The sequence below is a fragment of the Paenarthrobacter sp. 10L412 genome, assembly GCF_056395565.1.
The window spans coordinates 15,118-39,654 of the sequence record NZ_JBFTJT010000016.1 but is presented as its reverse complement, the minus strand read 5'-3'; the positions used below and the strand labels follow the sequence as shown (position 1 = coordinate 39,654).

The following is a 24,537-nucleotide window of genomic DNA, read 5'->3' as shown; positions in this document are numbered from 1 at the left end:
GCGCGCCGGTACGGCACCTGGCCGGGCGCGGCGATGTGGGATGCGCTACCTAGGTTACCGCGCCCCGGGTTGCTGGGGTTGCCCGCCGTGGTGGGCCCGCTCGGCTGCCCGGTTCAGGATGCCGGCGAGTTCGTCCGCGGTTGCCGTGGTCCCTGCACTGAGCGCAACCCTGGCTCCGTTAAGTTTCCTTACGACGACGGCCGGTCCGCTGCTTACCAGCATCGCAGTTGCGTCGTCATGATGACGCCAACCCCATCCACCAAAGTCTGCGGCTTTCACGTCAGCCGGAGCTGCTGCCGCGATGTCGACGGCGGGAACGGTCAGGACCGGCACGATCCCACCTGCGAAGACCTGCAGCCCTCCCCTGTCCGCCCGGACGCGGGCGAAGAGGAAGCCGGCACCAACCAACGCGGCTGCGGCCACCAAGGCTCCCAGCCATGGGACGGCTATCGCGATCAGCGCGGCTGGAAACAGCGTGGACACGATGATCATGATGAAAACTGAACTGCGGGCATGGACCCACATGCGCAGCGTATCCCGTGCGAGGTCCGGGTCTGTGACATGCAGACGTGCGGCCTCAAGGGCTTCGTCATCCTCCCGCGTCCACCGCGGATCCGGTTTGAAGGCGAACATGAGGACCACTCCCAAGGACACGGCCGCCCCACTGCCCATGGCAAGTACGATCGGATCAACGTGGGAAACCCGTGCGTCCCCCAGTCCCGATTGTCCTACCAGTCCGGCAGCCAGCACTGTTGTCACGAAGAGACTCACCATGAGGCCAAGTCCCATCATGACCCGGCGCATCACCACCGGCCGCGAAAGCGGCACTGCTTGCAGGAAAGCGAGCCAACCGAAAAAGATGATCAGGGCTGCGCCGCCGGCTACATAGGCGCCGAAGGGAGCAAAGGCGCTGCCGCCGTCGGCATTCCACATCACTGCTACCGGATCGGGAAGATCGTTTCGCACCATCTGTGCGCACACAACGAAACCTATGGCCAGCAGCAACGGAAAGGCGAGTGCAAACCTGAGTGCGCGGATATCAAGAGACTCCCGGAACGTTCCCATGGTCCAACGCTACTCCGTGCCGGCGACACTGTGGTGGCACCTCCTTGCCATCAGCGCTTGGAGTGAAAGAATGGCTTCACACCATCGACCGGACCTGCCCCGGCCGGCCATCCCAACCTCTGGAGGCACCACTTGCCAGGCCTTAACCTGACGCGCGACGAAGCCGCGCAGCGCGCTGAAATACTCAATGTCGAGTCCTACAACGTCACCTTGGATCTGACCAAGGGCGCCGCGGTCTTCGGATCCACCACCGTGGTGAAGTTTTCGGCAAAGGCTGGCGCCTCGACGTTTATCGACGCCGTAACCGAGAGCGTTTACAGGGTCACGCTTAACGGCACCGAACTGGATCCCGCCGAGGTATCTGATGGCATCCGCATCCAACTTCCAAACCTCGCTGCCGAGAATGAACTCATAGTCGTCGCCGATGCGCGGTACATGAACACGGGCGAGGGCCTGCACCGCTTCGTGGATCCGGTCGATGGGGAGGTCTACCTCTACACCCAGTTTGAGGTTCCGGATTCCCGGCGGATGTTCGCTGTCTTCGAGCAGCCGGACCTGAAGGCCAGCTTCACGTTCCACGTCACCGCTCCTTCACACTGGGACGTCGTCTCCAACTCCCCCACGCCGGTACCGGTTGAGACTGATCCGGGCGAGGACGGCGGAGCCAGTGCCGTGTGGGAATTCGCTCCCACGCCGCGTCTGTCCTCGTATGTCACCGCCCTGATAGCCGGACCGTACCAGTCCGTCCGTTCCGAGGTGACAAGTTCGGATGGCAGGGTCATTCCGCTCGGCGTCTTCGCGCGCAAATCCCTGATGCAGTATCTGGATGCGGACAACATCTTCGAACTGACCCGCCAGGGCTTCGAATTCTTCGAGGCACAGTTCGGTTGCCCGTACCCGTTCTCAAAGTACGATCAGCTGTTCGTCCCGGAGTTCAATGCCGGTGCGATGGAAAACGCAGGTGCCGTGACAATCCTGGAGGGCTACATCTTCCGCGGCAAGGTTGCCGGTGCACAGATCGAGCGCCGGGCCATCACGGTCCTGCACGAACTCGCGCACATGTGGTTCGGGGACCTGGTGACCATGCGCTGGTGGAACGACCTCTGGCTCAACGAGTCGTTCGCCGAGTACATGTCTCACCTGGCCGCCGTGGAAAACACTGCCTTCGACCGCGCGTGGACCACGTTCGCCTCAGTGGAGAAGTCCTGGGCCTACCGTCAGGACCAACTGCCCACCACGCACCCGATCTTCGCGGAAATCAACAACCTTGAAGATGTGGAAGTCAACTTCGACGGCATCACCTATGCCAAGGGCGCCTCTGTATTGCGGCAGTTGGTGGCCTGGGTTGGACCCGAGCAGTTCATGTCCGGGGTGCGCACCTATTTTGCCAAGCACGCCTGGCAGAACACCGAGCTTGCTGATCTCATGGTGGAACTGGAAGCCGCAAGCGGCCGTGACCTGGACGTTTGGGGCAAGCTCTGGCTTGAAACCGCCGGCGTGAACACCCTCGCTCCCGAGGTGGACGTGGACGCCGACGGCACCATCACCGCGTTCAGCATCCTGCAGTCCGCAATCGATGAACAACCAACGCTGCGTCCCCATCGCCTTGCGGTGGGCTTCTACAACCTTTCCGAACAGGGCAAGCTGGAGCGGACGCATCGCGAGGAACTGGACGTCGAGGGCCCCCGGACCGAAGTCCCCGCCCTGGCTGGCCTCGCACGCCCGGACCTCATCCTGCTCAACGATGACGATCTCGCCTACGCCAAGGTGCGCCTGGATGCTCACTCGCTGGCCACAGCGAAAGCACATCTCAAGGATTTTGCCGCCAGCCTGCCCCGCACGCTGGTCTGGGGTTCCGCGTGGGATGCAGCAAGGGATGGAGAAACTCCTGCGCGCGGCTACGTGGAACTGATCCTGGCAAACATCGCAGAGGAAACAGACTCATCGGTGATCCTCGTCCAACTGCGGCAGCTTGCCACGACGCTGACCTACTACGTGGCAGCCGGGCACAAGCTGGAGGCAACGATCTCGGCTGCCGACAAGCTGTGGGACCTCGCGGCGGCGGTGGAAGCCGGCTCGGATGCACAGCTGCAGTTCGTGAAGTCCTACGCGCAACTTGCACGGAGCGCAGATCAGCTGGACCGTATCCAAGCGCTCCTGGACGGGACCGACACCCTTGAAGGCCTCACCGTTGACCAGGACATGCGGTGGGAGCTGCTAACCGCTCTGGTGGCCGGCGGCAGGCAGGGCCAGGAGCGCATCGACCAGGAACTCGCCCGCGACAACACCTCCACCGGCCAAAATGCCGCGGCACAGGCCAAGGCCGCTATTCCCACAGCTGAGGCCAAGGCTGCGGCGTGGGATTCCATCGTGGTCAAGGGCGAACTCTCCAACGCCCTGCAAGCCTCGGCGGTGGCTGGCTTCATGCGGGTGCCGGACACCACCCTGCTGGAGCCCTACGCGGAAAAGTACTTTGACGCGGTACCCGGGATTGTCAAAGAACGCACGCATGCGTTGGCCCAGCAGATTGTCGTGGGCCTCTACCCGGCACAGCTCACAACCCGGGCAACAGTGGACCGCACGGACGAATTCCTCGCGGACCTGCCCGAAGAAAGTGCAGCGCTGCGCCGCATGATGCTGGAAAACCGGGACGCAGTGGCGCGGGCGCTCCGTGCCCGGGCAGCGGACGTGGACGTGGACGTGAACGCCTAAGAAGTCCGTTGGGGCCTGTGCTGGCACCGTTTGGCATTTGGCTAAACTGTGCGCATGGGCCTCAACGAACACCACTATGCATTGACCGTCCGCTGGACTGGAAACCTGGGTGTGGGTACAGAAAGCTACCGAGGGTACTCGCGGGATCATGACATAGAAATTCCCGGGCTGCCCGTCGTCAAAGGTTCCGCAGATCCAACGTTCCATGGCGACCGCACACGCTACAACCCGGAGCAACTCCTGCTTGCTGCCTTGGCGCAATGCCACATGCTCTCGTTCCTGCACGTGGCGGTAAGACATGGGGTTGTAGTTACCGGCTACGAGGACAACGCCGAGGGCGTCATGAAGCTAAATCGTGACGGCAGCGGTCAGTTCGAGAGCGTGACGCTCAAGCCGCACGTCACCATCGCGGACCCGGCTCATTCGGCCTTGATGGCGCAACTTCACCACGAAGCCAACCAGGTCTGCTTCATAGCCCGCAGCGTGAACTTCCCCGTTCTGCATGAACCAATCACGACGTCGGCAGCGGCCTGAGGCTGCTGAACCCGCCCTAGCTCTGTTGTTCCCGCAGGAGTCCTACCAGCCTGCGTTCGGTTTCACGGCTTAAGCCTGCCTTGCGCTCCCTTTCCAAGCCCAGGCTTCGCTCATAGTCCAAGGCGTCCCGAAGAGTCTCCTGCCACGGGCGCAATGCCATACCGAGCGCCTTCGCGGCTTGATTGCTTCGCGATTGGAAGCCATCGTGGTCTGCCGGCAACCAGAGGGGAAGTGAGTCCGGCCCGGTCCAGTAGTCGACGCCTTGCTCCACCAGCCAGTCTTCGTCGGCCTGGACAGTTTCCTGGCCCAGCGCCGTGCGGCTGGATTCCGAAATGTACTCACTGAACGGAACTACATCTCCCAACGCGTTGTACGTGCCCGTCAGGCCCATCTCCGCCCCTTGAATGATCCACCTGGCGAGGTCACGGACGTCGATGATCTGGGTGGCGTCATCTGGAATGTTCGGCACTAGAACAGGCCCAGCATTGGCTGCGAAGCGCGCAGGCCAATAACCGTAACGGTCAGAGCCGTCCCCTGGCCCTCCAATGAGACCTGCCCGCACAATGTGGGCTTTCTGTCCCACCAGTGTGAGCGTCATATGCTCGATCGCAGATTTTGATTCACCATAGGTTTCCGGAGTGCCGGCTTGTCCTTCAGGCAAAGGTTCAAGGAGCGCCGCGTTCTCGTCAGCACCAGGAATAGAATGATCCGCATACACCGAGCAACTGGACACGAAGGTCCAATGGCGCGCACTCGATCCCAATGCTTCAAGGGCATCCCGGGCCTGAACAGGATCCCTGGAAACGTCGATAACCGCGTCCCAGCTGCTGTTCACGTCCTCATAGGCTGCACTACCCAAGGCGCGGTCGCCACGGACCCAGGCCACGCCGTCGGGCGGGTTCGCCTGGGTGCCACGGGCAAGGCACGTGACCTCGTGCCCCAAGGCAAGCGCCTGCTTTGCGATTTCAGCTGACAGGAAGGCAGTACCGCCAAGGACCAGGATGCGCATACCGTCACGCTACGGCGATAGGGTTGGACGTGGACAGAGTGTTCCGCGCCCGGCGAACACGGGCCGACGACAAGGAGTTATTCCACCTTGACCTCCATCCCCCTGGCGGAAACCATCACCATCGAACCGGAGAAAATCGACTTCGTTTCGATCCTCATCACCTTGGGCGTGGGCCTGCTGGTGTGGATCGTTGCGCGATTCATCATCCTGCGCATCACGCGGCGAGTGTCCGCGGGCAGTTCATTCTTCAAGAAGCCCCACTTCAAATGGGTGCAACCGGCAATCCGCGCACTGGATCACGAACGCCGATCACAGCGCGCCGAAACCATCGGCACTTTGCTGACCAGCCTCGTGAGCGTCGTGGTTGTGGTGATCGTGATCATTTACGTCCTCAAGTTCATGAACGTGGACGTCGCGCCCCTGCTGACAAGCGTGGGAATACTGGGTGTCGCTATCGGTTTCGGTGCACAGCAGCTGATCCGTGACTTCCTCGCCGGTATCTTCATCACCATCGAAGACCAGTACGGGATAGGCGATGTGATCGTCACCAGCGAAGTGATTGGTACCGTTGAATCAGTGGGCCTGCGCATTACGCGGGTCCGCGCTGAGGACGGAGCCATCTGGTATCTGCGAAACGGTGAGATTCTGCGCGTGGGCAACCGCTCGCAGGGAGACTACGTTCCGTTGGAGTCGCCGGAAACCGACGACAATGATGCTGCCAAGAAGGCTGAGGAGAAGGCCAGTGAGTGACACGAACCCCCAGGCTGGTCCACGACGCCAGCTGATGCAGAACGATCCCTTCAGCCAACCCAGCTACACCGACAGCTTCTATGCAGCCGTGGGCGGGCACGATACTTTCGTGAAGCTGATTGACGTCTTCTACGACGGCGTTGCGCAGGATCCGCTCCTGCGGCCCATGTACCCCGAAGAAGACCTGGAACCGGCCAAACGGCGCTTCCTCATGTTCCTTGAACAGTATTGGGGTGGTCCCACTACTTACAGTGAGGAGCGCGGCCATCCACGCCTGCGGATGCGCCACATGCCCTTCCGCGTCACGCCCGAAGCGACTGACCGCTGGCTCTTCCATATGCGGACAGCAGTGGACTCGCTCGGGTTGTCGCCCCTTCACGAGGGAACCCTGTGGGACTACATGGAACGCGCTGCCCTGACCATGGTGAACAGCCCCTCTGCCGTCTAAGGCTAGAAGCCCAAACCCAAGCCTGCGCCCGTGCGGACCAGTACATGGCCACGAGGACCACTTAAGCGGAACCACCGTCCATTGCGGAACAGCTGCTGTTCGCCTTCGCCCAGGAATCCCAGGGCGAAGGCAGCGAAGGCCGCACCCGCAGGCAGGTCACTGAGGCCGGGGAGCTCTCGTCCCCACACGGCGGCCCGGGCTGTATTCACAACGGCAGCTCCGGCGGCAGTGGGCACCACGCCAGCCACCTCTGCAATGCCGGATTCCGCTGCTGACTTCAGGTCGGCGTCGAGCACCGTCCCCAGGATTTCCCAACCGCTCCTGGGCGCGCCGACGCCAGCCCATGACTCCGAAACCGTCGACGGCGGAATGGGCAACTCGACGTCGTCGGCACCCGAGCGGGCAAGACGGTCCATGACGGAGGCGAGCGTCACAGTGACATCGGCCTGCGCGGGTTCTGCAAGCGCCATGGTCCGTAACCCAAGGATTGTGGGAGTTGATTCGCCCAGGATGCGTGGCCTGAGCACACACACGTACGCGGCCAATACCTGGCCAGCCGCCTGAAGGCGGATGGCGCCGTCATCGATGCTCTTGGCACGCGTGACGTACGTCCGCAGGTCAACGAGGTCGCGGGGATCGGCAAAGCGGAAGGACTGGGTCAAGAGGTCTGTCACAGCATCGACTCTACCGGCATGTCCGCGGTTGAGAGGGGTCCGGGGGCCGTCTAGAGTCGAACCATGACTGACACGAACGCTGGCCTCAAGGTTGAGGCACCCGCAGAAGATCCGACGGAAGTCCTGATTGGCCTGTTGGACCTTGGTGACTTCGACGGAGCCCGGACCAATGAGGATATCTTCCTTGGACCTTCCCAAAAACAGCCCCGGCATCGTGTCTTCGGCGGCCAGGTTCTGGCCCAATCCATGATGGCTGGGATGCGAACCGTGGAACCGGATCGGGTGGCGCACTCCATGCATGGCTATTTCCTGCGTCCCGGTGACGCCAATAAGCCCATCACGTTCGGTGTGGAACGGCTGCGTGACGGTCGGTCCTTCTCGGCGAGGCGCGTTCATGCTTATCAGGACGGTGTCCCGATCCTTTCAATGATTGCCTCGTTCCAGGTTCAAGACGAGGGCCTGGATCATCAAGCGACAATGCCCGAAGGCATTCCAGACCCGGAATCCTTGCCCAGCACGGCTGAGTTGCTGGCTCAATTCGACCACCCCTTGGCACGGCACATGTCCTCGGAGCGGCCGTTCGACGTCCGTCACATCGACCCCGCACTTTACGTGTCACCGCCAACCGAGCACGTGGCCACGAATGCCGTCTGGATGAAGACGATGGGGCCATTGCCCGACGACCCCAAGCTGCACCTGGCCGCGTTGGCATACGCCAGCGACTACACCTTGTTGGAGCCCATCCTCCGCAAACACGGCCTCGCCTGGATGACACCGGGCATGAGCGTCGCAAGCCTCGATCACGCCATGTGGTGGCACCGGCCGGTCCGGGTGGACGAGTGGTTGCTGTACGTCCAGGAGTCCCCCAGCGCGCAAGGGGCACGTGGGTTGGCTACCGGGCGGATATTCAACCGCGAAGGCCTGCACGTTGCAACCGTGGCACAGGAGGGGATGGTCAGGATTCCGTAGGCGGTTGGTGTGCTGAAGGGTTAAGACGCAGTGTTAAGCCAATGAGGGTTAAAGCAAAGAGGCCGGTCCCTGTTGGGACCGGCCTCTTTTGTGCCTGTGGCGACCCGGTTAGTCGCGGGTCAGGCGGCGGTGCGTCACGCGGTGCGGCTTTGCCGCATCAGCGCCGAGGCGCTCCACCTTGTTCTCCTCATAGGAGTCGAAGTTACCTTCGAACCAGTACCACTTGGAGGGGTTCTCGTCGTCACCTTCATAGGCGAGGATGTGGGTTGCTACCCTGTCCAGGAACCAACGGTCGTGCGAGACCACCACGGCGCAGCCAGGGAACTCGAGCAGGGCATTTTCCAGGCTGCTCAGGGTTTCGACGTCGAGGTCGTTAGTGGGCTCGTCGAGGAGCAGGAGGTTGCCACCCTGCTTAAGGGTCAAGGCAAGGTTGAGACGGTTACGCTCACCACCGGAGAGGACACCAGCCTTCTTCTGCTGGTCCGGTCCCTTGAAGCCAAACGCCGAAACGTAGGCACGTGAAGGCATTTCGACCTGCCCGACCTGAATGTAGTCATGGCCTTCGGAAACAACTTCCCAGAGAGACTTATTGGGATCGATGCCGCCACGGGACTGGTCCACGTAGGAGATCTTCACGGACTCGCCGATCTTGAGCTCACCATCGTCCAGGGGCTCCATGCCAACGATGGTCTTGAACAAGGTGGACTTGCCCACACCGTTCGGGCCGATGACGCCGACAATGCCGTTCCGGGGCAGTGAGAAGGAGAGGTCCTCGATCAGGACACGATCGTCGAAGCCCTTCTTCAGGTTCTTCGCCTCGATGACCACGGAACCCAGGCGCGGGCCCGGCGGAATCTGGATCTCTTCGAAGTCGAGCTTGCGCGTGCGCTCGGCCTCTGCAGCCATTTCTTCATAGCGGGCAAGACGGGCCTTTGACTTGGTCTGACGGCCCTTGGCGTTGGAGCGCACCCATTCAAGTTCTTCGGTAAGGCGCTTGGACAGCTTTGCGTCCTTCTTGCCCTGGACCTCAAGGCGGGCCTTCTTCTTCTCCAGGTAGGTGGAGTAGTTACCTTCGTACGGGTAAAGGTGGCCGCGGTCGACTTCTGCGATCCACTCAGCCACGTGATCCAGGAAGTAACGGTCGTGAGTCACGGCAAGGACGGCACCGGGGTACTGGGAAAGGTGCTGCTCAAGCCAAAGAACGCTCTCGGCGTCCAAGTGGTTGGTGGGCTCGTCAAGGAGCAGAAGGTCCGGCTTCTGGAGCAGAAGCTTGCACAGCGCTACGCGGCGGCGCTCACCACCGGAGAGGACAGTGACATCGGAATCAGCCGGCGGGCATCGCAGGGCGTCCATGGCCTGCTCGAGCTGGGAATCAATATCCCAGGCATCGGCAGCGTCAATCGCTTCCTGCAACTTACCCATCTCATCCAGGAGAGTGTCGTAGTCCGCATCCGGGTTGGCCATCTCTTCGGAGATCTCGTTGAAACGCTGGATCTTGCCGTAGATCTCGCCAACGCCTTCCTGGACGTTGCCAAGGACGGTCTTTTCCTCATTCAGTGGCGGTTCCTGCAAGAGGATGCCCACGGTGTAACCGGGGCTCAGGCGGGCCTCGCCGTTTGAAGGAGTGTCCAGCCCGGCCATGATCTTCAGGATGGTGGACTTGCCAGCACCATTCGGGCCTACGACGCCAATCTTCGCGCCAGGGTAGAACGACATGCTGACATCGTCCAAAATAAGTTTGTCGCCAACGGCCTTGCGAGCCTTGGTCATCGTGTAAATGAATTCCGCCATGCCCTTAAATCTAGTGGGTAGGCGGACAGATCTCACATTCGGTGCTATTGGGCCCTGCCAGCAGCTCCTTGGGGCAGTGCTGCTAGCGGACGCTGCCCACGAAGCATTTCCCGGTGGCAAGTACTGGCAGAACGCTTATCACGACCCCTCCATCCCGGATCTGGCCCATGACGCAACTATCCCCTGCGAGCGCCGCAGCTTCCAACGCATCGACATCAAGACCTGTGGGCGTCCGGCTGACGGACACTTCCACGTTGGCTTTGGGAATGCCCGCCGATACCAGGGCTGCGCGAACGGATTCCGCATCCGGCTTGGGGTTGGCGGCCACGATTTTCTTCAATGCAGCCTCCACGGCCGTGCTCGTGGCCACTACTTCGGGGTCCATACTCGTTTCGCCGCCGGGCTGTTGGGATGCGGGGCTTGAAGAGGTGATGCCTGCGGTGGGTGTTTTGGGGGACGCGGCACATGCAGGCAGCGCTAGCGCAGCAACAATGACCAGTGCCGTCCCGACAGCCTTAGCGTTCAACTGAAAATTTCTTGCACGACTCGGCTGCTCCACCCTGGTTCCCCTGCTCATCACAAAGCCATTCTGCCATTCCCATGGGCGGCGGGCGGGCGTAGCGTGGGCCACGTGGTGGCGCGCCTGGACCGGCGGCCGCGGGAAGGAGAAACCCATGGAAGGAAAAATTCCCTACGCCGAGGCATCGATCACCGTAGCCGCCCCGCGCGAGCAGGTATGGAAGGCTCTTACGGAGCCTGGCCTCATCAAGGAATACTTCCTTGGAACCAATGTCGAAACGACGTGGCGGGTAGGCGATCCCATCACTTACTCCGGCGAGTACAACGGCAAGGAATACGAGGACAAGGGCGTCATCCTTGCCTTCGAACCATTGCAGCTCTTGAAGACCACTCACTACAGTCCATCATCGGGACTTCCCGATTCCCCCGGGAGCTATCACACGGTCGAATACCGGTTGGACGATGCGGACGAAGGAACATCTGTAACTATTTCGCAGGGCAACAACAAGAGCGAAGAAGAAGTGGAGCATTCCGCAGCAACATGGCGCATGGTTCTTCAAAACCTCAAGGAATTTCTTGAGTCGCAGCCCAAACTTTCTTGAGTCAGGGGCAAGGAGCCAGGCAGTTAAGAACCAATCCCCCGGAACCCTGTAGGTTCCGGGGGATTTCTCGTGCCCCAGGAGGGAATCGAACCCCCGACCGGCGGATTAGAAGGCCGCTGCTCTATCCCCTGAGCTACTGGGGCGCACAGGCGCCAATACAAGCCTATGCCGCTGGCGCCACAAAGAGTTTACAGTGCATTCGCCACTGCAGCCTGCCAGCCACGCCTACAGACACTTCCCCTCCACAACAACCCTGCGAGCCGGAGTTATTCACATAGGCCACGACCGCACTCCCCTACCTGGGTTGCAATGGATGAAGCTAAGAGGGCCGGACGGGCACTTTCCTACATCGAGAAGGACCACCATGAACGACACCATTACTCTTCGAGGCTTTGTAGCCTCGGAAGTCAAGAGCTCGACCACTACACGCGGTACGTCCACTGCTTCCTTTCGTCTTGGGACAACTGAACGCCGCTATGACCGGGTCAGCAATACATGGGTGGACGGGAATACCAACTGGTACACCGTGCAGTCGTTTCGCTACTTAGCCGGCCACGTCGGCTGCAGCGTGAAGAAGGGTCAACGCGTCATCGTCGTCGGAAAGCTACGCCTGCGGCAGTGGGAACACGAGGGCAGGATCTACCATGTGGCAGAAGTCGACGCGGAATCAGTCGGGCACGATCTCATGTGGGGCTCTGCGAACTTCACCCGGATGAACGGGACGTCGGCTCCAGCTGACTCGAACCCGTCCGGCGAGGCAGCCGGGAAGCTTGGAGATCCGGGGACTGAGTGGGAGTCCGGCGACAACGAACAAGCGCCGCCGGAGGAGGAGACAGAAACAGTCGACGTCGATGATCCGGACGGCGCCGGTCCGTTGGTGGTGAACACCACCACAGGTGAGTTGGTGGGTGCCGGGGCTTGAACTTCCGTGTCGGGGGACCGCGATGAAACTCGTGGGACCAGCCCCGCGGGTGGAGATTATTCTGGGTGCATGGCATACGACGCAGCAGCTCCCCGGCTGGAGACCGCTCCTGCATCCTGGGAGGCCGTGGAGGAATTATTCGGGGTCAAGGGCGAGCCATCCCGGTGTTGGTGCCGCTGGTTCGCCCTCCCCGGCAAGGAGTTCAGGTCCAAGGCACCAAACGAACTCAAGGAGCTCCTGCGGGCACGCTTCGACGAGGATCCAGAGCCAGGGGTGCTGGCATTCCGGGGTGGTCAGGCGGTCGGCTGGTGCGCTGTGGAACCGCGGGCAAACTATCCCCGCATAGAACGGTCGCAGCTTCTTCGGGCAGCGGACCTGCCGCCCGTTGACTTTGGAACTCTTTGGTCGGTGAGCTGTTTTGTGGTTTCACCGAATCATCGGCGATCAGGTGTTGCCGGGACGTTACTCCGGGCAGCCGTGAACCATGCCTTCAATAAGGGCGCTACTACCCTTGAGGCGTATCCCATCGACACCAGCCCTCGTCCAAAGGCTGGTCCGTCCGACTTGTATCACGGCACGGTTTCGCTGTTCATTGAAGGCGGGTTCTCCGTGGTTTCAACTCCCATTCCCGGGCGCGCCATCGTTCGCCTCAACAACAAGGCCGTATAAGAATCCCACAGAAGAAACCAAGGCAAAAACCCAAGGCGCTGCCAGAGTGGTCAACTGACTTCGAGGGAGCTACGGCAGGGTGAGGATCATTGGTCCATCAGCTGTGATAGCGACGGTGTGCTCACTATGGGCGGCTTTGTTTCCGCTGGCTGAGCGCAGAGTCCACTCATCGTCATCGTGGTAGTAGTCATCCTTACCGCCCAGGATGAGCATTGGTTCGATGGCGATGACCAACCCGTCTTCAAGCTTGATGCCCCTGCCCGGCCTGCCGATGTTGGGGACCGGCGGTTCAGCGTGCATTGTGCGGCCGATACCGTGGCCCCCGTGATCGGCCAACAAACCGTATCCAGCACGTTTGGCCTCGCCACCGATTGCATAGGCGAGGTCGCCCATCTTGTTGCCCACACGGGCAGCTTCGATACCCCGGGCGAGCGCAGCGTCGGTGGCATCGATCAGTGCCTGGTCCACCGGATCTGCCGTCCCCACGATGAAGCTGATGGCAGCATCTCCGCACCAGCCTTCAAGGAAGGCGCCGCAATCCACACTAAGAAGGTCCCCGTCCTGGAGGACGTAGCCATTTGGAATTCCATGCACCACCGCATCATTGACACTGGCACAGATCACCCCGGGAAACGGGACGGCTGCCCACCGCGGGTGGTAATCCAGGAAGGCCGGTTTGGCCCCCGCGCCTTCAATAACGTCCGCAGCAACCTCATCCAGTTCCTTGAGGGAAACACCGACGTCCGCATGCTCCTTGACCGCTGCCAAGGCCTTGGCCACCACCCTGCCGGCCTCGCGCATCACCGAGATCTGATCTGGTGTCTTCAGCATGGACATGGGATTCCTCCGTTTTTGCTGGGCGGGATCATTCGCTGTTCGGGATCATTGGATGTTCGGGATCATCGTGGGACCCGCTGGCCATTGGTTCCACTCTACGTGGGGCAGGTGGCTGCATGAGGTGGAGAACAAAGGGGAGTTCCCGGTTGAATACTTCCCAGGACGGCCGGTCATAGAGTTGGGGCATGGAGAACAAGGACTTGCTTGAGGCCATCCGGTCAACACTTCGCTCCGCCGGGGACGCTGAGCGTGCCCGGGGAGCCCAGGCCTATATGAAGTCGGATATGCCCTCGTGGGGGATCCGGGTTCCTGAGGTGCGCAGGATCGCCAAGGCCGCAGCCAAGCAGTTTCCCATCTCTTCACCGGTCAGCCTTCGCGAGGCCGTTCTTGATTTGTGGCGGAATGCCCAGGCACGCGAAGAACGATATGCAGCCATTGAGTTGACGGGCCTGCCAATGGTCAAGGAAGACCTTGCCATGCTGCCGGTTTATGAGGAAATAATTCGCACTGGCGCCTGGTGGGACCTCGTCGACGGAGTGGCCCACCGTCTCTGCGCACTCCTGCTTGCCCACAGGTCCACCATGACGCCTCTTTTGCTCCAATGGTCCACGGACCAGGACATGTGGATCCGAAGGGCGTCCATCACTGCCCAATTGGCAGCCAAGGGCCTGACGGACCCGGGACTGCTGGCGGCTGTTATCAAACCCAACCTTGCCGACAAGGAGTTCTTCATCCGGAAGGCCATCGGATGGGCCTTGCGGGAGTACAGCAAGACAAACCCTGAGTGGGTCAGGGCATTCGCCGCAGAGAATGCTCCTGCCCTCAGCCCGCTCTCCACACGCGAAGCAATACGGCTTCTTTCGTCCCATTAAGCATCCCACCATGAGCGGTCAGAAGACTCAGGCAATCCTCAGATGATCGGGCGCAGGCCTGGCTCGTCGCGCTTACGGAAGAGGCTCTTCGTCTTCGGATCCACGAAGATCAAGTAAACGGCAAACAGGAGCGCGATGATGGCTGCCGCGTTCCGCGCCAGTGTCAGGGCAAGGCCAAGATCCTCGCTCTGAAGGTAGGGGAACACATCCAGTTGGTCTGAGATGGCGTAAACCATGAAGAACGACACCACGAAGTAGACCGCCTTCACCTGCCAGTCATTGCGTATGCCCGTCACCGCAAACAACGGAATCAGCCACACGACGTACCACGACTGGATCATCGGAGCCAACAGGACGATCGCCGCAAAGGCCAAGGTGAGCCTGCGCATCAGGCGGTCGTGTTCTCCCCGGAAGACCTGCCAGGCGATGGCTCCCACCATCAGCACTTTTCCGGCGTCGTAAACCCACTTGGCCATGCCCCAGCCGTCAAGTCCAAAGACGTTGAAGATCGACGCGACAACGAGGCCAATCAAGCCGATGGGTGCGTACCAAATCCAGACGCTCCCAGGGGCCGACAAACCCTTCACCCATCCAAACCCAAACCCGTTGACCAGGCTCATGGCGTACAGGAGGCCAAAGGTCAGGGCGGCTGTCAGGAACCAGAAAAGGATCTTGCGCGGCCATGACGCACCCTTGCCCGCCCAAAGCAAGCCAATAAAGGGCAGGAAGACCACCGTAATTGGCTTGACCGAAATGGAGAGTGTTACCAGCACCAGGCCCAGGACCACCCGGCGGGTGGCGCAGTAGTACAGGCCTGCCAAGGCCAGCCCAATCATGAGGGCGTCGTTATGGACACTGGCAATGAAGTTGGTGAGAAAGAGGGGGTTGGCGGCTGTCAACCATAGTGCACGGTGCGGATTGACGCCGTGGAGTTCTGCCAGCTTGGGTACGTAGATGATGCAAAGTATGACGCCCGCAACTGCCACCAGCCTGAACAGCATGATGCAAGCCTCAGGTTGGACATTGGTCACCCAAACAACAAATTGTTCGATCCAAAGGAAGAGCTGACCGTAGGGAACGGGAGCTTCCGTCCACATCTTGTCGGCACCCAATTGGAAGTAGTTCGGGAGGGCGGAAATCCCGTTCTCATAGGGATTCATTCCCTCAACCATGAGTCTGCCTTGCCCGATGTAGGCGTAGACGTCCCTACTGAACAGCGGGACAGTGAACATCATGGGCAGTCCCCAGGCCACCACAGCCTGCAAGGTGGCCTTGCGGGCTTGGAGTCCCCAGACCCGGACACGTTGCCCCAGGCGCAGCCAAGCCCGGACAAGCAGCATGCCACCAACAGCCAGCAGGACGATGGACAGCGCGACGCCCACACCTTCGGTACGCATCCAGATGAAAAGCGGAAGCCGGCGAAGTTCAGACACTGGAGCGAGCCAGCCAACGCCCAGCGAGCCGAAGACAAGGAACATCGAACCAATGAAACCGGCGATCAGCGGGGACCTGGCGTTATCCACTTCGCTGGCAGCAGCATCCGCAGGCGGCGCTTCTTTCCCTGCCTTCTGGGCGGCGGGTACAGGCACCGTCATGTGGTCTTCATCCAATCGTTTGCCCGTTGCGTTCCGGGACAGAAATCTGAATCTCTGGGGGCTGTCCACGACAGGAAGAAAGGACACTGCCGTGCTCAAAAATCCTACCATCGGAGCAGTTGGAACCGCCTGAACGATAGGCTAGGCGCGTGCCTATTACTAATGAACGCATCGTCTGGATTGACTGCGAAATGACCGGCTTGGACCTCAAGAACGACGCCCTGATCGAGGTTGCGGCGCTCGTGACGGACTCCGAGCTCAACATCCTGGGCGATGGCGTGGACGTCGTCATCAAGCCCGACGACGCCGCGCTGGAGCAGATGAACGACTTCGTTCGCGACATGCACACGCGCTCCAAACTCCTTGACGAACTCCCCCACGGCAAGACGATGGCCGAGGCCGAGGCGCAGGTGCTTGAGTACATCGAGAAGTGGGTTCCGGACCCCCGCAAGGCCCCGTTGGGAGGCAACTCGGTGGGCACGGACCGGATGTTCCTGGCCAGGGACATGCCGAACATTGTGGAGCACCTCCACTATCGCGTCATCGATGTCAGTACCATCAAGGAACTCTCGCGCCGCTGGTTCCCGCGGGCCTACTTCCAGTCGCCGGCCAAGCATGGCGGACACCGCGCACTGGGAGACATCAAGGATTCCATCGATGAGCTCCGCTACTACAGGCAGGCCGTGTTTGTCCCAGCGCCGGGACCGGATACTGCCACAGCCCAGCGCATCTCCAAGGACATCACGGCCACTGCTGAGACTCTGGGTTCAACAGAAACTATGTGATCTGCGCCATTTTTGAAGGTTTTTTCGTCGAAACCGGCAAAAGTGGACTTTTCACCCCAAAACAGCAGGTAAGCTATTTGTCGTTGCCTTCACGGAATGCCGGTCATACGGACTTACCGGAAAAGGCACATGGTGGGCGTAGCTCAGTTGGCAGAGCGCCTGGTTGTGGTCCAGGAGGTCGCGGGTTCAACCCCCGTCGCTCACCCCGCCGAGATTGGCTCAAAAGCCGGTTTCCACAAAGGCCGCACCGGTTATCCGGTGCGGCCTTTGTTTTGTTTTGGCCCGTCTGCAGTCCCATGGGTTGCTTCCGGAACACAGCGATCGACTAAGGAAGAGCTGACATGACCGTCCTGCCAGTGACCATTTGGGGCGAACCCGTTTTGCACCGTCGGGCAAGCGAAGTCGAAGTATTCGATGACGATCTCCGAAAACTCATCGCGGACATGTTCGAAACCAATGAAGCCGCGAACGGAGTGGGCCTCGCCGCACCCCAGGTGGGAGTCGGGAAGCGCATCTTTGTGTATAAGTACGCCAACGACGACGACGCGCCTGAGCAAGGCGTTCTGGTCAATCCCGTCTTGACCCTCTCAAAGATCTCCGGAGCCCTCCCGGACCCGGAAGAGCACATAGAGGGCTGCCTGTCCTTCCCCGGAGAGCACTACCCTCTGCAGCGCGCCGAGTGGGCCCGTGTCCAAGGCTTTGACGGTGACGGAAGCCCTGTCGACTTCGAAGCTACGGGCTGGTTCGCCCGAGTCATGCAACACGAGTACGACCATTTGGACGGCAAGCTTTACGTAAACCGCCTTGTGGACCGATATGCCAGGAAGGCAATGAAGCAGGCCAAGAAGAACGGTTGGGGCGTTCCCGGACTGACATGGATGCCTGGCGTCGACCCTGATCCTTTCGGACACTGATCCGATGAACCAAGAACGCCATGCAGAGGTGTTTCAGCTCCTGGACATTACAGGCGAGGACGCCATGGAATGCGCCGCGCTCTTGGACGGAAACCCCAGTGGCCTCGTCGTGGAAGCATTGGAGCTGCTGCAGCAACGGCTTGGCACTTTTCCGGCCGATAGTATTTCGCCCGACGCAGTTTCGCCCAACCCGATTTCTCCCGGCCAGCCCCGCGAGACCGTCTGGGTCGAAGCACTGCTCCGCTTCGCGCCCAGAGTCCACGCATACCATTTGGAGTTGGGAATCAGCGCCGACGTATCAGCAGCCACCCTGGCTGACGCGGGGCTCCAGCTCCGCATCAACCGCCGCGTCCATGGACATTTCGGTTTGGACACCTGGAGCTGGCTGACGTTACATATGGCGGGGAATCTGTTCCGGCTCGGCCGGTTGCAATTCCATTTGATTCGAAGCGGGCGTGACGACGGGCCAGCGGGCAACGTGGCATACACATCCGGTTGGGTCCTGGGCGTCCACATTCCTGAGGACGGCGGCCTCTCCCCCGCGCTGGTCGACGCCAGCTTTGACGAGGCGCGCTCGTTCTTTCCCCACTATTTCCCGGATAAGCCGGCCACTGTGGCCACGTGCGAGTCCTGGATGCTGGATCCTTACTTGGTTGAAAGGCTTCCAAACAGCAACATCGCATCCTTCGCCCGCCGTTTCACGCTGGATCGGCGCACCGATGCCCCCACGGATGCCGTGTACTTCACGTTTCGGCAGCGGGGGCTGGAGAACCTGGACAAACTACCCCGGGAAACTTCGCTCCAGCGCATAGTCCTTGAGAGAATCGACGACGGCGGTACCTGGCAACTGGGACACGGTCACCTGACGCTGTAAATGGTCTGCTGATCCGGGCAAGAAGAGAGGACGCGCATCATGGCGTCCTTCTCCGCCTGCGTAACCCAGAGCTTGTAGGCTGCCTTGACGGAGATCTGCCGTGCTACGTAATGACACCGGAAGTTCTTGTTCGGCGGGAGCCAGGTGGCGGCGTCGCCTGCGCCCTTCTTCACATTCTCGGGCCCATCAGCGGCAATCAGGTTCAACGGATCATTTGCCAGCCTTTGGCGTTGCTGGACGGTTAATTGCTTGGCACCCTTCTGCCATGCGTCGGCCAGGGCAACAATGTGGTCAATCTGAACATCAGCGCTGGTGTCCTGGCCCCGACGGAAGGTCACGTGGGCGCCCGTGTAGGGTTCCTGAAACTCTCCAATGGCAACCTTGCATGAGGAACCGTTGGTGAACTCCACTGACGACAGGTCCCTGCGCAGGATGTCGTTCCTGGTATCGCACCCGTTTCGATCGGCATCCAGCCACGCCTGGCCGAATGCGGTTCGCTCATAGTCTTCCTGGGATGCCCGTCCCTTAACTTCCAGCTGTGCCAGTGCCGCGCTTGCCTTCTCCGCGGGAACGGCTTCGATGCCGGTAATGGGTTTCATCCAAGCCGGATTAAATACCGGCGCATCACTGGGACCGGAGACCCATGGCTCGGCCGCGTTGAACTGGCCCGTGGTGAAGAACCAAGACAGTCCTGCCACCAGGGTTGCGGCCACTAATCCTAGAATGGCCCAGGCTTGGCGGGATCGTCTGCGCGCGCGTTTGTAGGCAGACCAGGTGATACTCAAGGGGCTCCGTCCAGTCGGGGTGGGTGGTGTCCTTCGAGCGTAGGACACGCCACCGACAGTCAGAGCCGATATCCACAGTGTGTAGGAGAAGTCACACTGCAGTGACGGGGAACTTCCCCGGGTTACTGCTCACGCATAACGCGTTGGAGGTCTTCAGCAGCCACCTCCAGCAGCGTACGCAATTGCTGGACGCGTTCGTCGCTGACGTCCCCGGCGGCGTTTGCTGCCATGGCCTGGTCCAGCAGTTTCTGTGCCTGCTTGTGGTTGGCCCGTGCTACATCCAGCGCGTGTTCCAGCGTTGTCTCGTGTTCCAAAGTCGATTCATTTTCCATGAACCCATTTTGGTCAGGTTTCCCGGCTGATACCAGTAACACAGCCGGGAAACCCGTGAATACTTCCCGGCTTAGGCGTTGGCTGCCTCAAGGACTGCAATAGGCGCCACGATGTCGCGGGCGGGGAAGGACGGCGGGTTGACGCCGGCCATTTCCTCCATGACGCGGACCACCTGGCAGGAGTAGCCGAATTCGTTGTCGTACCAAACGTAGAGCACGAGGTTCTTGTCGTTGGAAATAGTGGCCAGACCGTCGACGATGCCTGCGCGGCGGGAACCAACGAAGTCGGTGGAGACAACGTCCGGCGAGTCGATGTAGTCGATCTGCTTGCGCAACGGCGAGTGCAGCGACATTTCGCGGAGGTAGTCGTTGACCTCATCGCGTGTGGTGCCGTTCGCAAGGTTGAGGTTCAGGATCGCCATCGACACATCCGGGGTAGGTACGCGGATCGCGTTACCGGTGAGCTTGCCCTGAAGTTCCGGAAGCGCCTTGGCAACAGCCTTGGCTGCGCCTGTCTCCGTGATAACCATGTTCAGCGCTGCCGAACGGCCGCGGCGGTCTCCCTTGTGGAAGTTGTCGATGAGGTTTTGGTCGTTCGTGAACGAGTGCACCGTTTCAACATGGCCGTGGATGATACCGAATTTATCGTTGATGGCCTTCAGTACCGGAGTAATGGCGTTGGTTGTGCACGACGCAGCCGTGACGATCTTGTCGTCATCGGAGATGTCGGACTGGTTGATTCCGTGGACGATGTTCTTCAGATCGCCCTTGCCCGGAGCCGTCAGCAGGACGCGCGAAACGCCCTTGCTCTGCAGGTGCTGGGACAGGCCCTCCGCATCGCGCCAACGTCCGGTGTTGTCCACTACCAGGGCATCCTTGATGCCGTAGGCGGTGTAGTCCACGGTGGCGGGGTTGTCGGAGTAGATGACCTGGACCTGAACGCCGTTGGCGGTGATGGTGTTGGCTTCTTCGTCCACGCGGATGGTTCCTTCAAAGGAACCGTGTACGGAGTCGCGGCGCAGGAGGCTGGCACGCTTGACGAGGTCGTTCTCGGCGCCCTTGCGGACAACGATGGCACGCAGCCGCAGGCCATGCCCGCCACCGGCCTTTTCAATCAGGATGCGGGCAAGGAGGCGGCCGATGCGGCCAAAGCCGTACAGCACGACGTCGGTGCTGGTGCGGTCATCAGCGCCACGCTTTCCGACGATTTCGGCGAGCTCTGCCCGCAGGAACTCATCCAAGGAGGTGCCGTGGCCCTCGACGCGGAACTTCTCCGTGAGGCGGGCAATGTCGATTGCAGCCGCACCGAGTTCCAGCTCAGCAAGAGCGTTCAACAGGGGTGCGGTTTCTTCGAGCAGCAGCTCGGTGTTGCTCATCCGGCGCGCAAAGCGGTGGGCCTTCAGGATGTTCATGGTCGACTTGTTGATCAGGCTCCGGCCGTGGATGCTCGTGACCACGTTGTTTTCCCGGTACAACCGGCCGATCACCGGAATCATGGCCTCGGCGAGAGCCTCCCGGCCCATCCACTTATCAAGACAAGAATCTGACGTCTGGCTCACAGAACTACCTTCCTTGGGTCAACCACATACGTCCTCGTATGCAGATGGCGGCCGCCCGGAGTAATCCTGCGGCACGGGCACTGGCCGGGCTTCGGTCCACCCACAGCGCCTTGAACGATTGCAAAGAAAAGACCGCCGGCTGCGAACGCAGTCCCGGCGGCAGAACATCTACGTTCATAACAAGTCTAAGGCGGAAGGGCGCCCTCTTGGGTGCCGGGGGGCGTGAAATCACTCACATGGCAGTCACAATGGACGTCATATGCCCGGGACCTCAGTGGCAAATGTGGATGGGTTGACCGATACGCCGGGTTCTGTCATCCTTTGCCGTTGCCGGCAAAGGAGTGGCGGCCATCCATCTACGAACGCCGTTGCCGACGCCCTCCAGCAGCCTACCCGGACACTCGGGCGAGCAGCCCTCAAACGTGTCCTGTCTGGCCTTGCTCCGGGTGGGGTTTACCTAGCCTCCCCGGTCACCCAGGGAGCTGGTGGTCTCTTACACCACCGTTTCACCCTTACCTGCCGCGTGCTGATGCAAGCACCACCACGCGCAGGCGGTCTGTTTTCTGTGGCACTGGCCTGCGGGTTACCCCGAGTGGGCGTTACCCACCACCCTGCTCTGCGGAGCCCGGACGTTCCTCGAGCCACTTCCGTGACGCGCGACCGCCTGGTCAACCCATCCGCCGTACAGTCTACCGGCGTCGAGGGTTGCCTCGGTCCCCGGTAATATCGTCTGGTGCTGATTCTGCTGCCGCCTTCCGAAGGCAAGACCCCCGCCGTCAAAGGTCCCGCCGTCGAATGGGAGTCGCTCAGCTTTCCGGAGCTCAACCCGTACCGGGCCAAGGTCCTGGAATCGTTGGGCACCGTCAGCGCGCACGAGGACGCCCTGGCATTGCTTGGCGTCGGCGCCTCGCTGAAGGACGACGTCGAACGTAATACCCGGCTGCACGCAGAACCGGCGGCGCCGGCCCACCAGGTGTACTCCGGAGTCCTGTATGACGCGCTCGGCTTCAATTCCATGACGCCGGCCCAACGACGCAAGGCAACCGAATCGATTTTGGTGGTTTCGGCACTGTGGGGTGCCATCGGTTTTGGTGACCATGTGCCGGCTTACCGGCTGTCCATGGGAACGGCACTGCCCGACGTCGGACGCCTCGCCTCCTTCTGGAAGCCGAACCTGAATGAGGCCCTCGCGAAACGGGCTGAAGGAGAATTGCTGGTTGATTGCCGTTCCAGCACGTATGCAGCGGCGTGGGCTCCCCCAGCAGCGCAGACCGTCACAGTGAATGTTTTCAACGAGGCAAACGGCAAACGCACGGTGGTCAGCCACTTCGCCAAACACACGCGGGGTGAGTTTGCCAGGCATCTGGTGACCAGGCGCGGGAAGGCGCCCGCATCACCTGATCAACTGCTGAAAGCGGCCAAAGAGATCTGGCGGGCGGAACTCGTCCCCGGCACGGCCCGCAAGCCACACGCCCTTAACATCATTCTGGGCAGCTAGGTCAGTTCCACTCGGCCGAACGGACCAGGATGCATCCGGAGTCTGGGCAAAAAACGATGTCGTCGTCAGCCGCAGCTTTGACTTCAGCGAGGTCGCCGGGGCTGAGCATCATCCCTGAACCTTCCGATTTACCGTGGAAGAGCCTGGCGGCGCCGACACCGCGCCTGGCAATCGTCTTCTCATAGACTGCAAGCATTCCGGCGTCCAGGGCCTCCGCGAAAGCGGCACGTTGCCCGCGGACCACGGTTTCCTCGGCCGCGATCTCAGCAATCGCTTCATCCAATTCGGCGCGAATGCCGGCAAATGAACCCTGGATGTCATCCACGATTGCCTGTTGCGCGGCCTGGCGTTCCCGCAGGGCGTCCAAACGCTCCAGGATTTCAAGCTCAACGTCCTCCAGGTCGGAGCGGCGCTTGTTAAGGGATGCGATGTCACTCTGAAGCGCCACCAGGTCCTTGGAGAGACCGGTTCCGCTGTTGAGCCTGGCTTCGTCACGTTCGATGCGGGAGGCGACCTGCTCCACGTCCGCTTCGGAACGACGCAGTTCAGCTTCGGCGTCGTGCAGTGCCATCTTGGCAGCGCCAAGTTCACCATTGGCTACGTTCAGTGCATCCTGCAGGTCAGCTATCCGCGGATCCGTTTCCAGCACCTTCCGGCGGCCGGCCAACGATTTGAGCTTGGCATCCAGTCCCTGCAGTTCAAGCAATTTCAGTTGTTCTGCCGGTGCTGCTTTCGCCACGCTTACCTCCGCTTGTATCGCTTCCGGGCCTGGGGATCAGTTCCGGCTGGACGGCCCATGTTCATTGGGATCGTCCGTATCTTCTAGACTCTAGTCCCCGCCGGGAGTGAGTATGAAGTCCCAGGGATCGCTGTTGGTGCTGCTCACGCGGATCTCGACGTCGTAGCCCTGATCACCCAGTACATTGCCGAGCGCTTCCGCGGCTACGGGCAGCCACAGCCATTCGCTGGCAAAATGCGAGACGTCAATGAGGTACGGACGGCCGTTGACGGCACCTTCCCGCGCCTCCGACGCCGGATGGTGCCGCATGTCCGCTGTCACATACACATCTGCGTTGCTGGCCCTGACGGCGTCGAACAAGCTGTCCCCAGCCCCACCACAGACGGCGACCCGCCGCAGCAGACCGTCCTTGTCGCCGGCCACGCGAACCCCTCCGGCCACCGCGGGGAGCATCCCAAAGACGCGGGCAGCGAAATCACCCAGGGTCATGAGCTCAGGAAGATCACCAACCCGGCCAATGCCTTCCTCGGGCAAGCCATTGGCGGCAGGGGTAAGTGGAGCAACATTTTCCAGGCCAAAAGCGTCCGCCAACACGTCCGATACGCCCCCGACGGCGGAGTCACCGTTGGTGTGGACGGTCAGGAGTCCGGTGCCTGCTTCGATAAGCCGGTGCACGGCCAAGCCCTTCGCGGAGGTGGCCGCGACGGAGTTCACGCCTTTGAGCAACAACGGATGATGCGTAATCAGGAGCCCGGCACCCCATTCAATGGCCTCGTCGATGACAGCCAGGGTGGGATCCACGGCAAAAAGGATTCTGGTGATCGGCGTGTTGGGGCGGCCCACCACGAGGCCTACCTCATCCCAATCCTCAGCCAAGGACTCCGGCCAGAGTTCCTCAACAGCAAGCAACACCTGGCCAAGGGTCGGGTCCCCGCTTGCTTCCACCGTCCCGGCGTCGTCGCTGGAATCCGCATCAGAAATGGCGGTGTCTACTGCTTCCATACTCTTATTCTTACCTACTGGACCCGATGGGGCAGTTTTGGTTGCTGCCGTACCTGCCCAGCGGCGTTATTGTCCCGTAAG

At 61.0% G+C, this 24,537-nt stretch carries 25 protein-coding genes, 2 tRNA genes and 1 other RNA gene; 14 read left to right on the top strand and 14 right to left on the bottom strand.

Annotation, left to right across the window (positions count from 1 at the left end):
• Positions 1-54: 54 nt before the first annotated feature.
• Complete coding sequence (locus AC1DD7_RS20155; RefSeq protein WP_477516328.1) at positions 55-1,065, bottom strand: hypothetical protein; 1,011 nt, start codon at positions 1,063-1,065, stop codon at positions 55-57.
• 132 nt (positions 1,066-1,197) lie between these two features.
• Here AC1DD7_RS20155 and pepN point away from each other — a divergent pair, with 132 nt between their 5' ends.
• Positions 1,198-3,777, top strand: coding sequence for an aminopeptidase N (pepN, locus tag AC1DD7_RS20150; protein WP_477516327.1), 2,580 nt, complete (start codon positions 1,198-1,200; stop codon positions 3,775-3,777).
• Positions 3,778-3,831: 54 nt separating this feature from the next.
• The gene (locus tag AC1DD7_RS20145) at positions 3,832-4,311 is read left to right on the top strand and encodes an OsmC family protein (protein ID WP_477516326.1); all 480 of its coding nucleotides are present in this window, start codon (positions 3,832-3,834) and stop codon (positions 4,309-4,311) included.
• A 16-nt stretch (positions 4,312-4,327) separates the two neighbouring features.
• On the opposite strand, the gene AC1DD7_RS20140 is transcribed toward AC1DD7_RS20145, so the two are convergent.
• Complete coding sequence (locus AC1DD7_RS20140; RefSeq protein WP_477516325.1) at positions 4,328-5,320, bottom strand: NAD-dependent epimerase/dehydratase family protein; 993 nt, start codon at positions 5,318-5,320, stop codon at positions 4,328-4,330.
• An 87-nt stretch (positions 5,321-5,407) separates the two neighbouring features.
• Here AC1DD7_RS20140 and AC1DD7_RS20135 point away from each other — a divergent pair, with 87 nt between their 5' ends.
• Together AC1DD7_RS20135 and AC1DD7_RS20130 are read left to right on the top strand one after the other, a co-directional pair.
• Positions 5,408-6,070, top strand: coding sequence for a mechanosensitive ion channel family protein (locus tag AC1DD7_RS20135; protein ID WP_309929868.1), 663 nt, complete (start codon positions 5,408-5,410; stop codon positions 6,068-6,070).
• Between the two features lie 34 nt (positions 6,071-6,104).
• Positions 6,105-6,518 (top strand): globin, encoded by a 414-nt coding sequence (locus AC1DD7_RS20130; RefSeq protein WP_477516369.1) that lies wholly within the window; start codon positions 6,105-6,107, stop codon positions 6,516-6,518.
• A 2-nt stretch (positions 6,519-6,520) separates the two neighbouring features.
• Here the strand turns inward: AC1DD7_RS20130 and AC1DD7_RS20125 are convergent, their stop codons facing one another.
• Positions 6,521-7,192 (bottom strand): DUF8185 domain-containing protein, encoded by a 672-nt coding sequence (locus AC1DD7_RS20125; protein ID WP_477516324.1) that lies wholly within the window; start codon positions 7,190-7,192, stop codon positions 6,521-6,523.
• A 63-nt stretch (positions 7,193-7,255) separates the two neighbouring features.
• Here AC1DD7_RS20125 and AC1DD7_RS20120 point away from each other — a divergent pair, with 63 nt between their 5' ends.
• Entirely contained in the window at positions 7,256-8,161 is a 906-nt protein-coding gene (locus tag AC1DD7_RS20120; RefSeq protein WP_477516323.1) for an acyl-CoA thioesterase, read from the top strand.
• Positions 8,162-8,269: 108 nt separating this feature from the next.
• On the opposite strand, the gene ettA is transcribed toward AC1DD7_RS20120, so the two are convergent.
• Together ettA and AC1DD7_RS20110 are read right to left on the bottom strand one after the other, a co-directional pair.
• Positions 8,270-9,952, bottom strand: coding sequence for an energy-dependent translational throttle protein EttA (gene ettA / locus AC1DD7_RS20115; protein ID WP_224164549.1), 1,683 nt, complete (start codon positions 9,950-9,952; stop codon positions 8,270-8,272).
• Between the two features lie 82 nt (positions 9,953-10,034).
• Positions 10,035-10,478, bottom strand: a complete 444-nt coding sequence (locus tag AC1DD7_RS20110) for a DUF6993 domain-containing protein (protein ID WP_477516322.1) — start codon at positions 10,476-10,478, stop codon at positions 10,035-10,037.
• A 148-nt stretch (positions 10,479-10,626) separates the two neighbouring features.
• Between AC1DD7_RS20110 and AC1DD7_RS20105 the strand changes: the two genes are divergently transcribed.
• Positions 10,627-11,073: an SRPBCC family protein gene (locus AC1DD7_RS20105; protein ID WP_477516321.1), complete on the top strand. Its 447-nt coding sequence runs from the start codon at positions 10,627-10,629 to the stop codon at positions 11,071-11,073.
• A gap of 70 nt (positions 11,074-11,143) precedes the next feature.
• Here AC1DD7_RS20105 and AC1DD7_RS20100 read toward each other — a convergent pair.
• Positions 11,144-11,216, bottom strand: a tRNA-Arg gene (locus AC1DD7_RS20100).
• Positions 11,217-11,437: 221 nt separating this feature from the next.
• On the opposite strand from AC1DD7_RS20100, the gene AC1DD7_RS20095 reads away from it, so the two are divergent.
• Together AC1DD7_RS20095 and AC1DD7_RS20090 are read left to right on the top strand one after the other, a co-directional pair.
• Positions 11,438-11,995 carry a single-stranded DNA-binding protein gene (locus AC1DD7_RS20095; protein ID WP_477516320.1) on the top strand — a complete coding sequence of 186 codons (558 nt, stop codon included), beginning with the start codon at positions 11,438-11,440 and terminating at the stop codon, positions 11,993-11,995.
• Positions 11,996-12,064: 69 nt separating this feature from the next.
• Complete coding sequence (locus AC1DD7_RS20090; protein ID WP_477516319.1) at positions 12,065-12,664, top strand: GNAT family N-acetyltransferase; 600 nt, start codon at positions 12,065-12,067, stop codon at positions 12,662-12,664.
• 69 nt (positions 12,665-12,733) lie between these two features.
• Here the strand turns inward: AC1DD7_RS20090 and map are convergent, their stop codons facing one another.
• Positions 12,734-13,501 (bottom strand): type I methionyl aminopeptidase, encoded by a 768-nt coding sequence (gene map / locus AC1DD7_RS20085; RefSeq protein ID WP_477516318.1) that lies wholly within the window; start codon positions 13,499-13,501, stop codon positions 12,734-12,736.
• A 185-nt stretch (positions 13,502-13,686) separates the two neighbouring features.
• On the opposite strand from map, the gene AC1DD7_RS20080 reads away from it, so the two are divergent.
• Positions 13,687-14,373 (top strand): DNA alkylation repair protein, encoded by a 687-nt coding sequence (locus tag AC1DD7_RS20080; RefSeq protein ID WP_431115487.1) that lies wholly within the window; start codon positions 13,687-13,689, stop codon positions 14,371-14,373.
• 38 nt (positions 14,374-14,411) lie between these two features.
• Here AC1DD7_RS20080 and mptB read toward each other — a convergent pair whose 3' ends face one another.
• On the bottom strand, positions 14,412-15,968 hold the full coding sequence (mptB, locus tag AC1DD7_RS20075) for a polyprenol phosphomannose-dependent alpha 1,6 mannosyltransferase MptB (RefSeq protein ID WP_431115488.1): 1,557 nt from the start codon (positions 15,966-15,968) through the stop codon (positions 14,412-14,414).
• Positions 15,969-16,117: 149 nt separating this feature from the next.
• Between mptB and orn the strand changes: the two genes are divergently transcribed.
• The 4 genes from orn to AC1DD7_RS20055 all read left to right on the top strand — a co-directional run bounded on the left by orn (position 16,118) and on the right by AC1DD7_RS20055 (position 18,541).
• A complete protein-coding gene (gene orn, locus AC1DD7_RS20070) occupies positions 16,118-16,753 on the top strand; it encodes an oligoribonuclease (RefSeq protein ID WP_224090726.1) in 636 nt (211 codons plus the stop codon).
• A 132-nt stretch (positions 16,754-16,885) separates the two neighbouring features.
• Positions 16,886-16,958: transfer RNA gene (locus tag AC1DD7_RS20065), tRNA-His, on the top strand.
• Between the two features lie 136 nt (positions 16,959-17,094).
• Positions 17,095-17,667 (top strand): peptide deformylase, encoded by a 573-nt coding sequence (gene def, locus AC1DD7_RS20060; RefSeq protein WP_477516317.1) that lies wholly within the window; start codon positions 17,095-17,097, stop codon positions 17,665-17,667.
• 4 nt (positions 17,668-17,671) lie between these two features.
• Entirely contained in the window at positions 17,672-18,541 is an 870-nt protein-coding gene (locus tag AC1DD7_RS20055; protein WP_477516316.1) for an acyltransferase domain-containing protein, read from the top strand.
• Here the strand turns inward: AC1DD7_RS20055 and AC1DD7_RS20050 are convergent.
• The 4 genes from AC1DD7_RS20050 to rnpB all read right to left on the bottom strand — a co-directional run bounded on the left by AC1DD7_RS20050 (position 18,526) and on the right by rnpB (position 21,893).
• Positions 18,526-19,326 (bottom strand): HNH endonuclease family protein, encoded by an 801-nt coding sequence (locus AC1DD7_RS20050; RefSeq protein WP_477516315.1) that lies wholly within the window; start codon positions 19,324-19,326, stop codon positions 18,526-18,528. The genes AC1DD7_RS20055 and AC1DD7_RS20050 overlap by 16 nt on opposite strands.
• Before the next feature lie 122 nt (positions 19,327-19,448).
• A complete protein-coding gene (locus tag AC1DD7_RS20045) occupies positions 19,449-19,658 on the bottom strand; it encodes a hypothetical protein (RefSeq protein ID WP_477516314.1) in 210 nt (69 codons plus the stop codon).
• A gap of 71 nt (positions 19,659-19,729) precedes the next feature.
• On the bottom strand, positions 19,730-21,217 hold the full coding sequence (locus AC1DD7_RS20040) for a glyceraldehyde-3-phosphate dehydrogenase (protein ID WP_431115493.1): 1,488 nt from the start codon (positions 21,215-21,217) through the stop codon (positions 19,730-19,732).
• A 284-nt stretch (positions 21,218-21,501) separates the two neighbouring features.
• Positions 21,502-21,893: RNase P RNA component class A (gene rnpB / locus AC1DD7_RS20035), an RNA gene on the bottom strand.
• A gap of 57 nt (positions 21,894-21,950) precedes the next feature.
• Between rnpB and AC1DD7_RS20030 the strand changes: the two genes are divergently transcribed.
• A complete protein-coding gene (locus AC1DD7_RS20030) occupies positions 21,951-22,715 on the top strand; it encodes a YaaA family protein (protein WP_477516313.1) in 765 nt (254 codons plus the stop codon).
• Position 22,716: 1 nt separating this feature from the next.
• Here the strand turns inward: AC1DD7_RS20030 and AC1DD7_RS20025 are convergent, their stop codons facing one another.
• A complete protein-coding gene (locus AC1DD7_RS20025; protein WP_477516312.1) occupies positions 22,717-23,454 on the bottom strand; it encodes a zinc ribbon domain-containing protein in 738 nt (245 codons plus the stop codon).
• Positions 23,455-23,544: 90 nt separating this feature from the next.
• The gene (locus AC1DD7_RS20020) at positions 23,545-24,456 is read right to left on the bottom strand and encodes a Nif3-like dinuclear metal center hexameric protein (protein ID WP_431115498.1); all 912 of its coding nucleotides are present in this window, start codon (positions 24,454-24,456) and stop codon (positions 23,545-23,547) included.
• Positions 24,457-24,537 lie beyond the last annotated feature (81 nt).

Excerpts from the sequence above, each read along its gene's own strand:
- AC1DD7_RS20105 (WP_477516321.1), top strand. The coding sequence starts at position 10,627 with ATGGAAGGAAAAATTCCCTACGCCGAGGCATCGATCACCGTAGCCGCC.
- ettA (WP_224164549.1), bottom strand. The coding sequence starts at position 9,952 with ATGGCGGAATTCATTTACACGATGACCAAGGCTCGCAAGGCCGTTGGC.
- AC1DD7_RS20045 (WP_477516314.1), bottom strand. The coding sequence starts at position 19,658 with ATGGAAAATGAATCGACTTTGGAACACGAGACAACGCTGGAACACGCG.
- AC1DD7_RS20020 (WP_431115498.1), bottom strand. The coding sequence starts at position 24,456 with ATGGAAGCAGTAGACACCGCCATTTCTGATGCGGATTCCAGCGACGAC.
- AC1DD7_RS20145 (WP_477516326.1), top strand. The coding sequence starts at position 3,832 with ATGGGCCTCAACGAACACCACTATGCATTGACCGTCCGCTGGACTGGA.
- mptB (WP_431115488.1), bottom strand. The coding sequence starts at position 15,968 with ATGACGGTGCCTGTACCCGCCGCCCAGAAGGCAGGGAAAGAAGCGCCG.
- AC1DD7_RS20055 (WP_477516316.1), top strand. The coding sequence starts at position 17,672 with ATGAACCAAGAACGCCATGCAGAGGTGTTTCAGCTCCTGGACATTACA.
- AC1DD7_RS20155 (WP_477516328.1), bottom strand. The coding sequence starts at position 1,065 with ATGGGAACGTTCCGGGAGTCTCTTGATATCCGCGCACTCAGGTTTGCA.
- def (WP_477516317.1), top strand. The coding sequence starts at position 17,095 with ATGACCGTCCTGCCAGTGACCATTTGGGGCGAACCCGTTTTGCACCGT.
- AC1DD7_RS20140 (WP_477516325.1), bottom strand. The coding sequence starts at position 5,320 with ATGCGCATCCTGGTCCTTGGCGGTACTGCCTTCCTGTCAGCTGAAATC.
- AC1DD7_RS20095 (WP_477516320.1), top strand. The coding sequence starts at position 11,438 with ATGAACGACACCATTACTCTTCGAGGCTTTGTAGCCTCGGAAGTCAAG.
- AC1DD7_RS20080 (WP_431115487.1), top strand. The coding sequence starts at position 13,687 with ATGGAGAACAAGGACTTGCTTGAGGCCATCCGGTCAACACTTCGCTCC.
- AC1DD7_RS20120 (WP_477516323.1), top strand. The coding sequence starts at position 7,256 with ATGACTGACACGAACGCTGGCCTCAAGGTTGAGGCACCCGCAGAAGAT.
- map (WP_477516318.1), bottom strand. The coding sequence starts at position 13,501 with ATGTCCATGCTGAAGACACCAGATCAGATCTCGGTGATGCGCGAGGCC.
- AC1DD7_RS20090 (WP_477516319.1), top strand. The coding sequence starts at position 12,065 with ATGGCATACGACGCAGCAGCTCCCCGGCTGGAGACCGCTCCTGCATCC.
- AC1DD7_RS20130 (WP_477516369.1), top strand. The coding sequence starts at position 6,105 with ATGCAGAACGATCCCTTCAGCCAACCCAGCTACACCGACAGCTTCTAT.